Genomic DNA, 9,763 nt, shown 5'->3' on the forward strand with positions numbered 1-9,763 from the left:
TGGAACGGCGACAATCCGACATCGTGGGGCCCGGAGGCCAGCTCGGGGCCAGCCCGGAGCCAACCCCCGCCGCCCCCCCGGGCCTACTTGGCGACGATATTCACCATCTTGCCGGGGACCACGATGATCTTCGCCACCGTCTTGCCCTCGACATGCGCCGCCACATTCGGCTCCGCCAGCGCCGCGGCCTCGATGTCCTCACGCGCGGCATCGGCGGAGACGGTCACCCGGCCACGGACCTTACCCATGACCTGCACCGGGAGCTCCACGGTGTCGTCGACGAGCCACTTCTCCTCCCAGGTGGGGAACGGCGCGTGCACCAGGGAGCCGTCGTGCCCGAGGCGGGACCACATCTCCTCGGCGATGTGCGGTGCCACCGGCGCCATCATCAGCACCAGCGGCTCCACCGCCGCGCGGGGCACCGACGACCCCGCATGGGCCTTCGTCAGGTGGTTGACGTACTCGATGAGCTTGGCCACGGCGGTGTTGTCGCGCAGGTGCGCGTAGTCGTCGTGGACCCCGGCGATGGTGCGGTGCAGCGCCCGCTGGTCGTCGTCGCCCAGCCCGGCGTCGGACACGGCGGCCTCACCGGTGGCCTCGTCCACGACGAGACGCCAGGCACGCTGCAGGAAACGCTGGGCACCGACGACGTCCTTCGTGGCCCAGGGGCGGGACGTGTCCAGCGGGCCCATCGACATCTCGTACACCCGCAGGGTGTCGGCACCGTAGTTGTCGCAGATCTCGTCGGGGGAGACGGCGTTCTTCAGGGACTTGCCCATCTTGCCGTACTCCTGGGTGACCTCCTCACCGTCGTGGAAGAACCTCCCGTCCTTCTCCTCGACCTCGTCGGCGGGTACGTAGACGCCCCGGGAGTCGGTGTAGGCGTAGGCCTGGATGTAGCCCTGGTTGTAGAGCCGGTGGTAGGGCTCGTAGGAGCTCACGTGGCCGAGATCGAAGAGGACCTTGTGCCAGAACCGGCTGTACAGCAGGTGCAGGACGGCGTGCTCGACACCGCCGACGTAGAGGTCCACGCCGCCGGAGGGCGCCCCCTCACGCGGCCCGGTCCAGTAGCGCTCGTTCTCGATGTCGACCAGGGCGTCGCTGTTGGTCGGGTCGATGTAGCGCAGCTGGTACCAGGACGAGCCGGCCCACTGCGGCATCACGTTCGTGTCGCGCCAGTAGGTCTGCTCGCCGTCCCCGAGGTCGAGGGTGATCTCGACCCAGTCCTTCGCCTTGGCCAGCGGGGGCTGGGGCTCGGAGGCGGCGTCGTCCGGGTCGAAGCTGACGGGCCGGTAGTCCTCGACCTCCGGCAGCTCCACCGGCAGCATCGACTCGGGGAGGGCGTGGGCGACCCCGTCGGCGTCGTAGACGACGGGGAAGGGCTCGCCCCAGTAGCGCTGGCGGGCGAAGAGCCAGTCGCGGAGCTTGTACTGGACCTTCTCCTCGCCCAGCCCCTGCTCGGCCAGCCAGGCGATGGTGGCCTCGATGGCCTCTGCCTTGTCCTTGCCGTTGAGGTCGAGGCCGTCGTCGTTGGCGGAGTTCACGAGCACGCCGTCGCCGGTGTAGGCGGCCTCGGTGACGGGGACGTCGCCGCCGGAGACGACCTCGGTGACGGGGAGCCCGAAGACGGTGGCGAACTCGTGGTCGCGTTCGTCGTGTCCGGGCACGGCCATGATCGCGCCGGTGCCGTAGCCGGTGAGCACGTAGTCGGCGATGAAGACGGGCACCCGGGCACCGTTGACCGGATTGGTGGCGTAGGCGCCGGTGAAGACACCGGTCTTCTCCTTGTTCTCCTGCCGCTCCAGGTCGGTCTTCGACGCCGTCGCCGCACGGTAGGACGCCACGGCGTCCGCCGGGGTCGCCGCACCGTAGGTCCAGCGCGGGTCGACGTCGTCACCGTAGGCGGCGTCGCCGACGAGACGGTCGACGAGCTCGTGCTCGGGGGCGAGGACCATGTAGGACGCGCCGAAGAGGGTGTCGGGGCGGGTGGTGAACACCCGGACCGGGCCGGCGGGGGAGGAGAAGTCGACCTCGGCGCCGCGGGACCGTCCGATCCAGTTGCGCTGCATCGACTTGACCTTCTCCGGCCAGTCGAGGTCCTCGAGATCGTCCAGCAGGCGGTCGGAGTAGGCGGTGATGCGCATCATCCACTGGGACAGCCGCTTACGGAAGACGGGGAAGTTGCCGCGCTCGGAGCGCCCGTCGGCGGTGACCTCCTCGTTGGCCAGGACGGTGCCGAGTCCGGGGCACCAGTTGACCGTGCTGTTGGAGCGGTAGACCAGGCGGTGCTCGTCGAGTTCCGCCTGCTGCCGGGCGGGGGTCAGGTCGGCCCAGTCGGGACGCTCCGCGGCGAGCTTCTCCTCGAGCTCGCTGATCGGGCGTGCCTTCTGCGCCTCGGGGTCGAACCAGGAGTTGTAGATCTGCAGGAAGATCCACTGGGTCCAGCGGTAGAAGTCGGTGTCGGTGGTGGCGACCACGCGGCGGCGGTCGTGGCCGAGGCCCAGCCGGCCGAGCTGTCGCTCCATGTTGTCGATGTTGGCGCTGGTGGTGGTGCGCGGGTGCGTGCCGGTCTGCACGGCGTACTGCTCGGCAGGCAGGCCGAAGGCGTCGTAGCCCAGGGTGTGCAGGACGTTGCGGCCCAGCATGCGGTTGAAGCGGGCGTAGACGTCGGTGGCGATGTAGCCCAGCGGGTGCCCGACGTGCAGGCCGACACCGGAGGGGTAGGGGAACATGTCCTGGACGAAGAGCTTCTCCCGGGACGCGGTGTCCAGCGACTGCCCAGAGTCGGCAGGGTCGGCGAGCTCGCCGACCGGGTTCGGGGCATTGAAGGTGCCGTTCTCGCGCCAGTACCCCTGCCAGCGGCTTTCGATGTCGCCGGCGAGTTCCGGGGTGTAGCGGTGGGACGTGGACTCGCCAGATTCGCTCCGAGGGTTAGTCATGTCCAGTCATTGTAATAGACTGGTGGGCATGATAGTTCTCTCTGTCCTGCTGTTCGTCCTGGGCGCTGCGGTGCTGGTCACCGGTGTGCTCGCCGTCACCGCGAAACTCCCGGGGAACAGGTGGGTGGGCCTGCGGATCCCGGAGGTGCGCAAGAACCGGGAGATGTGGGACACCGGCCACCGGATCGCCGGTCCGACGTGGACCGGCGCCGGTGTCGCCCTCATCGCCGCAGGTCTCCTCGGCCTGCAGGGCGGGTGGCTGTGGGTGGTCTCCGCGCTGCTGGTGGTCGGCGCCCTGTTCCTCGTGGGCATGGGGGCCGCGCTGGCGGCGCAGACGCTGGCGAAGATCGACCACGCCAAGGCACAGCAGACCGAGCAGCAGCGTGCCTCCGCCGGGTGCTGCTCCTCCGGGTCGTCGGGGAGCTCCTGTGGTGGCGGCTGCGGTGGCCACGACGGGGCCACCGCCGCGGAGCCGGACCTCGACGCGGCCCGCCGGGCCGTGGCGTCCCAGGACGGGAAGTAGGTCCCGTGTGACCCGCACGGTGGTGGTCTGCGGTTCGGTGAACATCGACACCTTCGTCCGCACCGCGCATTTCCCGGTGGCGGGGGAGACCGTGATCGCCTCGCCGAACGGACGGGCCCTCGGCGGCAAAGGGGCGAACCAGGCGGTGGCCGCCGTGCGCTTCCTGGAGGGGCAGGACGCCCGGGTCGTCCTGCACGCCACGGTCGGCACGGACCCCGACGGGGACCGGGCCCTCGCGGAGCTGCGTGACGCCGGGGTAGACGTCTCCGCCGTCGCCCGCACCCCGGACGCCCCAACCGGCCAGGCGTTCATCATGAACGACGGCGCCGGCGAGAACGTCATCGTGGTCACCTCCGGCGCCAACGAGGTCACCGACCCCGACTGCTACGACGGCTACGACGGCACGGCGGACGTGCTGCTGGCGCAGGGGGAGCTGTCCCCGGCGCACACGGCCGTGCTGCCGGCGCTCGCCAGGCGGCTGGGTGCCCGGCTCGTCCTCAACCTCGCCCCGGTGACCACCCGGGACCCGGACCTGATCGCCGCCGCGGACCCGCTGGTCCTCAACGAGACCGAGGCCGCCGACCTGTCGCCCGACGGGGAACCGTCCGACCTGGCCCGGTCGGTGGTGGTCACGCTGGGCGCCCGTGGTGCGGTGCTCCACGAGCGGGGCCGGCGGACCGAGATCCCGCCCTTCCCCGTCCCCGAGGTCGTCGACACCACCGGGGCGGGGGACGCCTTCTGCGGTGTACTGGCCGCGGCCCTGGCCGAGGGTACGGCGTTGGCGGAGGCGGCGACGGTCGCCGCGGCCGCGGGAAGTCTGGCGGTGGGCACACGGGGCGCCTCGGCGTCCTGTGCAGGACGGGAGGAAATCCTCAGTTTCCTTGGGGCCTGAAGAACTTCATCAACTATAGTGTCCCACCATGAGGAACATTATTAACCGTATCCTGGGATACCGCCCCGATCTGCTGATCATCCTGATCGTCCTCGGGGTCGTCCTCGCCCTGGTGTTCCCCGCCCGGGACGGCTTCGCCGACGTGATGGACTGGATCGTGAAGATCGCCATCGGCCTGCTCTTCTTCCTCTACGGGGCCCGGCTGTCCACCCGTGAGGCACTCAACGGTCTGACGCACTGGCGCCTGCACCTGCTGATCCTGGCGTTCACCTTCGTGGTCTTCCCCCTCGTCGGCCTGGCCCTCATGCCGCTCAAGGGTGTCCTCGGCGACGAGCTGTACCAGGGCATCCTCTTCCTCACCCTCGTCCCGTCCACCGTGCAGTCCTCCGTGGCCTTCACCTCCATCGCCCGAGGCAACATCCCCGGCGCGATCGTCAGCGCGTCCGCCTCGAACCTCGTCGGCGTCTTCGCGACCCCACTGCTGGTTCTCCTGCTGATGACCGGCACCGACGGCGGCATGCACGTCGACACCTCCGTCTTCGTCGACATCGCCCTGCAGCTGCTCGCCCCGTTCATCCTGGGACAGGTTCTGCGCAACGTCCCCGGGGTGGCGACGGTCGCCGGGGCGAAACCCACCGGCTACGTCGACAAGATCTCCATCGGCCTGGTGGTGTACGTCGCGTTCTCCGAGGGCATCGTGATGGGCGTGTGGAGTTCGGTGTCCTGGGTCGCCATCGTCGGCATCTGCGTCGGCTCCGTCATCGGCGTCTACGCCATGCTGTGGCTGACCTCCTGGACCTCCCGACGCCTCGGATTCGACTACAAGGACCAGGTCGCCATCCAGTTCTGCGGCACCAAGAAGTCCCTGGCCTCCGGGCTGCCGATCGCGGCGGTGCTGTTCAGCGGCGGCGTGGGGCTGATCATCGTGCCGTTGATGATCTTCCACCAGATCCAGCTGATGATCTGCTCGGGACGGGCGGCGACCTACGCCGCGAAATCCCCGGAGAACACCTGGTAGCTACCCGGCGTCCGGTACCAGCGCAGCCACCCGGTCGGAGAACCGCCACTCGTCCCGACGCCGGGCGGTGCGCTGCAGCACCCCGCGCTGCGCGAGCCACGTCATCAACGAGCGGGCGTCCGCCTCACCCGCCTGCTGCAGCAGCGCCGCGAGCTCGAGGTCGACCGTGCCCGACGACATGAGGTGGCGCAGCACCACCAGCGTCGCCGCGTCGCGGGTCACCCCGCGCCCGTACTCGGCGCGCACCGCGGTCAACAGGCCGACAAACTCCATGTCCGGCTCCCCGTTGAACAGGGTCACGTCCACCGCGTCCTCCTTCGCGTCGACGACGGGCGGTGCGAACCCGGCCGACAGCATCGCCAGCCACATCCGGTCGAAACCCCGGGACGACCAGCGTTCCAGACCGAGCAGCTGCATCGCGTTGAGCAGCGCCGGGTTCCGGGGCTGCGACGGTCCGGACAACAGCCGGTCGGCGGCCTTCCCGCCGGGCAGGCCGCCGGGGGAGTGGACCCGGATCATCTCCGGGGACTGGAAGACCACCACCGGGTCGGTGCGTGCCCAGTCCCGGTGCACCAGTGCGTTGGTGATCGCCTCGTCGGCGGCGGCGGCCGGTATCGCGGAGTCGTCGTGCGCCCGGACGAGGTCCCGCAGCGCCGTCGCCGTCTGCACCAACGGCAGGTCGAGGAGCGTCTCCGTCGGCGGATGGCCCGAGTCCGCCTCACCGGCGCGGTAGAGGTGACGGACCCCCGGCGCCCGGTGGAACAGCAACTCCGCCGCCACCGTCGGCTCGCCTCGGGTCAGCAGGTCCAGCCTGGACAGCAGCCCCGTCCCGGTGCCGTCACCGTTGGGCAGCGTCCCCGCCCGCAGTGCCGACGCGAGGAGTTCACGCCCGGTCGCCAGCGCCTCGGCGTCGAACTCCCGGACCGGCACCGACGACCGGCCCGCCGTGTAGTCGGGGTTGCCGCGGGCCCGCTCGAGCAGTTCCCTCGGCTCCCCGTCCAGGGGCAGGCAGGAGTCCCCGACCCGGTGCCGGACGACCCCGTCCGGCCCGGTGTGCACGGCCAGGCCGGCGGGGACCCGGATCACGATGATCCGCGCGCCATGGGCGTAGGCGTCCCAGGCGTCCACCGTGAGATGCGGGCGGGTCCGGGTGAAGATCAGGTGGGCGATGTCCGCGGGGTCCCGGTCGGTGCCGTTGAAGGCGTCCGGACCGGGGGTGCGGTCGGCGATGCCGAAGACGATGAACCCCCGTCCCGCCGACCCGTTGGCGAAACAGCACGCGGTCTTGACCAGCATGTCCGCCGCCTTCTCGTCCGGACGACGGGTCGGGGTGTGTACCGGGTCCTCCTTGAAGTCCAGGACGCCGGACTCCAGGTCGTCGGCGACGGCGCCGTCCAGGATCCGGTCGAGGGCCTCGGAGACGTCACGGGGCAGTGCGCGTCGACGTTCCCCTGCCGGTTCCATGGCCGTGCGGTGCTACAACCCGCGGATGTCACCGGCGACAGGCCGGGACCGCTTGACGTACCCCAGCCGGGGACGGAACCCGGCCGGATGCTTCAGCTGCGCCACACAGTCCGCGATGACCAGCCGGAACCTGGGGTCCATCGCCGGCAGCCGGGCGACCGGGAACCAGCCGACCTCCACCGACTCCTCGTCGTTGACCCGTGGTTCCGGTGCGCTGTCGGCGGTGACGACGCAGCGCACGGTGGTGTCCATGAAACTGCACACGTCCCCGTTCGGGTACGTCACCGGGCCGACCGCGCCGGTGCCGATCAGGGCGTCGACCTCCACGGTCAACCCGGTCTCCTCGGCGACCTCCCGCACCGCCGCGTCCGCGACCTCCTCGCCCGGGTCGATGATCCCGCACACCGGCGTCCACCGGCCGTCGTCGGACCGCTTGACCAGCAGGACGTCCGGGGTGGCGAAGACCGGGGCGTCCTCCGGGACGTCCCGGACAACGACGGCGGTGACCCCCGGGAGCCACAGCGGCGCATGGCCGACGCTGGCGCGGAGCTCGGAGATGAAGGACGGGGTACCCATGGCAGACCACTCTAGTACCGGCGGCGTGCGTGTGCCGTCCGGGTGCTGGACGGGCACTGTCCACGGAAGGAAGGTTACGGTACCTTTACCTCCATGAGACGCTCACTGCTGCGAATCGGCGCCGCCACCACCGCCCTGGCCACGGGCATCGCCCTGGCCTCCTGCACCTCCGGCGACAACGGTGACACCGGTGGGCCCGCCACCGCGACCGCGACCGACGCCTTCCCCGTGTCGGTGGCGACGACGTTCGGTGACATCGAGATCCCCGAACAACCCAGCCGCGTCGTCGCCCTGGGCTGGGGCGACGCCGACATCGCCCTCAACCTGGGCGTCCAGCCCGTCGGCGCCAGCGACTTCCTCGGCTTCGGCGGCGACGGGGTGAGCCCCTGGAACGGGGAGACCTACGACCGGTCACCCGAGATCGTCTCCGGCGGCGGCAACCAGGAGGTCGACGTCGAGAAGATCGCCGCGCTCGACCCCGACCTCATCCTCAACGTGAAGTCCGCCAGCGACCGGGAGACCTACGACCGGCTCTCCGAGATCGCGCCGACGATCTCCGCACCCGCCGGCGCCGAAGGCTACACCGTGGGCAGGGAGGAGCAGGTCGGGATGATCGCCACGGCCCTCGGCGAGTCCGCCAAGGGCGACGAGATCAACCGGGAGGTCGACGACGCCGTCGCCCGCGTGCGCGACGACCACCCGGAGTGGGCGGGGAAGACGGCCTCCGTCGTCGCGAAGTACGGGGAAGGCTGGGCCACCTACCTCGAGGGCGATGCCCGGCTGGACCTGCTGACCTCCCTGGGGTTCACGGAGACCGGCGCGGTGGCGAAGGCCGGGGAGGACGCCGACACCTTCTTCACCCAGCTCTCCGACGAGAACCTCGACACCGCCGACGCGGACGTGGTGGTGGGGTTCCCGATCGGCATCACCCGGGAGGAGTTCGAGGACCTGGGACCGTGGAGGAACCTCGGGGCGGTACAGGCCGGCCACGCCGTCGTCGCCGACAAGGACCTCTCCGACGCATTCTCGCTCGGCACACCCGACGCGGTGCTCTGGGCGCTGCAGCAGATCACCCCGCAGCTCGAGGCCGCCACCGGTTAGGCCGCGCTGTCGGGCTGCCGGGGTGCCGGGGTGCCGGGGTGCCACGGTGTCGGATTGTCGCCCGCCCAGGTAGGGAACTGGCCTGATCGGCTACCTGGGAGGGTGATCACTCCGCATCCGCCCCCTGCGGACCCCGGATCGTGTTAGATCGGGCTATGGGGGCATTCGGGGGAATCCACTGGAACAGGGCCGCGCGCAACGGACGGGTACGTCCGGGACGCGGCCCCAACTTCGCGCGACGGGTCTTCCCGACACGCCTCCCCGTACTGCGGACCACCGAGCTGGCCCGTGGCACCCCTCGCTCGGTGGTGGACTCCTGGGAGAAACCGGTACGACGCGTCGTCCTGCCCCCGCTGCCCGAGGACACCGACACCTCACGCCTGGGCCCCCGCGGGTACGGCGACGACCCCTCGCCCTACCGCTGGGACATCGTCACCCGCACCCGTGCGCTGTGGCTGCTCACCCGCGACACGGTCGTCGGCGGCTGGAGCGCCGCGGGGCTGCACGGGCTGCCGTACTGGGCCGACAGCGAGAAGGTCGTCCTGCTGTCCACCCGGACCCGTCGCAACAACACCGGGACCAACGGTGCCGTGTACCGTGCCTTCACCTCCGGGACGGAGACCGTGACCCCGGACCCCGCGTTCCCGGAGATGCAGGTCGTCACGGCCGCGACCGCCGCCGCCCAGTGCCTCGCGACGATCCTGACCGGGAAGAAGACGTGGTACGTGCACCATGTCCCCGGCATGGAGGACCGGCACGTCCGGGCTGTCCAGTTCATCGACGCCATGTACCAGTGCACCCACCTCACCGCCGAGACGGTACTGGCGGGCGCCCGGGGGATCGTCTGCCGACGGACCCTGAAACGGCTGCTCGCACTGACCGACTACGGGGCGCAGTCGCCGATGGAGACCGTCCTGCGCCTGGTGGTCCGTGACGCACTTCCGGCGGGGCACCGGTGGACGTCCCAGGTCCGGGTCGACCTGGGGAAGGGACGGTCGACCGTGCCGGACCTGGCCTGCCCCGAGTTGGGTGTCGCGTTGTACTACGACGGCAGACACCATGACGGGGCGGACCAGACCGACACCGACTTCATGCTGTTCCAGCGGCTGAAGAACGCGGGATGGGAGGCGCTCCGGGTCAACCGGGCCCTGCTCGGTGACCTGGAGGAGCTGGTCGAGCAGCTGCAGGGGGCGGTGCTCCGTGCGCAGGCGGCCCGGGGCTCCCGGCCCTGAGATGTCGGATTGTCGCCC

At 70.6% G+C, this 9,763-nt stretch carries 8 protein-coding genes; 5 read left to right on the forward strand and 3 right to left on the reverse strand.

All coding sequences use genetic code 11. The features are described 5' to 3' along the window. Positions 1-83 precede the first annotated feature (83 nt). A complete protein-coding gene (leuS, locus tag MUN33_RS02630) occupies positions 84-2,939 on the reverse strand; it encodes a leucine--tRNA ligase (RefSeq protein WP_244803358.1) in 2,856 nt (951 codons plus the stop codon). 28 nt (positions 2,940-2,967) lie between these two features. Between leuS and MUN33_RS02635 the strand changes: the two genes are divergently transcribed. The 3 genes from MUN33_RS02635 to MUN33_RS02645 are packed head-to-tail and all read left to right on the forward strand — an operon-like array spanning position 2,968 to position 5,372. Next, positions 2,968-3,462: an SdpI family protein gene (locus MUN33_RS02635; RefSeq protein ID WP_244803359.1), complete on the forward strand. Its 495-nt coding sequence runs from the start codon at positions 2,968-2,970 to the stop codon at positions 3,460-3,462. 7 nt (positions 3,463-3,469) lie between these two features. Continuing rightward, the gene (locus MUN33_RS02640; protein WP_244803360.1) at positions 3,470-4,354 is read left to right on the forward strand and encodes a ribokinase; all 885 of its coding nucleotides are present in this window, start codon (positions 3,470-3,472) and stop codon (positions 4,352-4,354) included. Between the two features lie 28 nt (positions 4,355-4,382). Further along, positions 4,383-5,372, forward strand: a complete 990-nt coding sequence (locus MUN33_RS02645; protein WP_244803361.1) for a bile acid:sodium symporter family protein — start codon at positions 4,383-4,385, stop codon at positions 5,370-5,372. On the opposite strand, the gene MUN33_RS02650 is transcribed toward MUN33_RS02645, so the two are convergent. Then, positions 5,373-6,836: an RNA/DNA-binding domain-containing protein gene (locus MUN33_RS02650; RefSeq protein WP_244803362.1), complete on the reverse strand. Its 1,464-nt coding sequence runs from the start codon at positions 6,834-6,836 to the stop codon at positions 5,373-5,375. Positions 6,837-6,848: 12 nt separating this feature from the next. Continuing rightward, complete coding sequence (locus tag MUN33_RS02655; RefSeq protein ID WP_244803363.1) at positions 6,849-7,412, reverse strand: NUDIX hydrolase; 564 nt, start codon at positions 7,410-7,412, stop codon at positions 6,849-6,851. Positions 7,413-7,505: 93 nt separating this feature from the next. Between MUN33_RS02655 and MUN33_RS02660 the strand changes: the two genes are divergently transcribed. After that, a complete protein-coding gene (locus MUN33_RS02660; RefSeq protein ID WP_244803364.1) occupies positions 7,506-8,513 on the forward strand; it encodes an iron-siderophore ABC transporter substrate-binding protein in 1,008 nt (335 codons plus the stop codon). 155 nt (positions 8,514-8,668) lie between these two features. Next, on the forward strand, positions 8,669-9,745 hold the full coding sequence (locus tag MUN33_RS02665; RefSeq protein WP_244803365.1) for a putative endonuclease domain-containing protein: 1,077 nt from the start codon (positions 8,669-8,671) through the stop codon (positions 9,743-9,745). Positions 9,746-9,763: the final 18 nt, after the last annotated feature.

Source organism: Corynebacterium kalidii (assembly GCF_022869005.1).
GTDB lineage: Bacteria > Actinomycetota > Actinomycetes > Mycobacteriales > Mycobacteriaceae > Corynebacterium > Corynebacterium kalidii.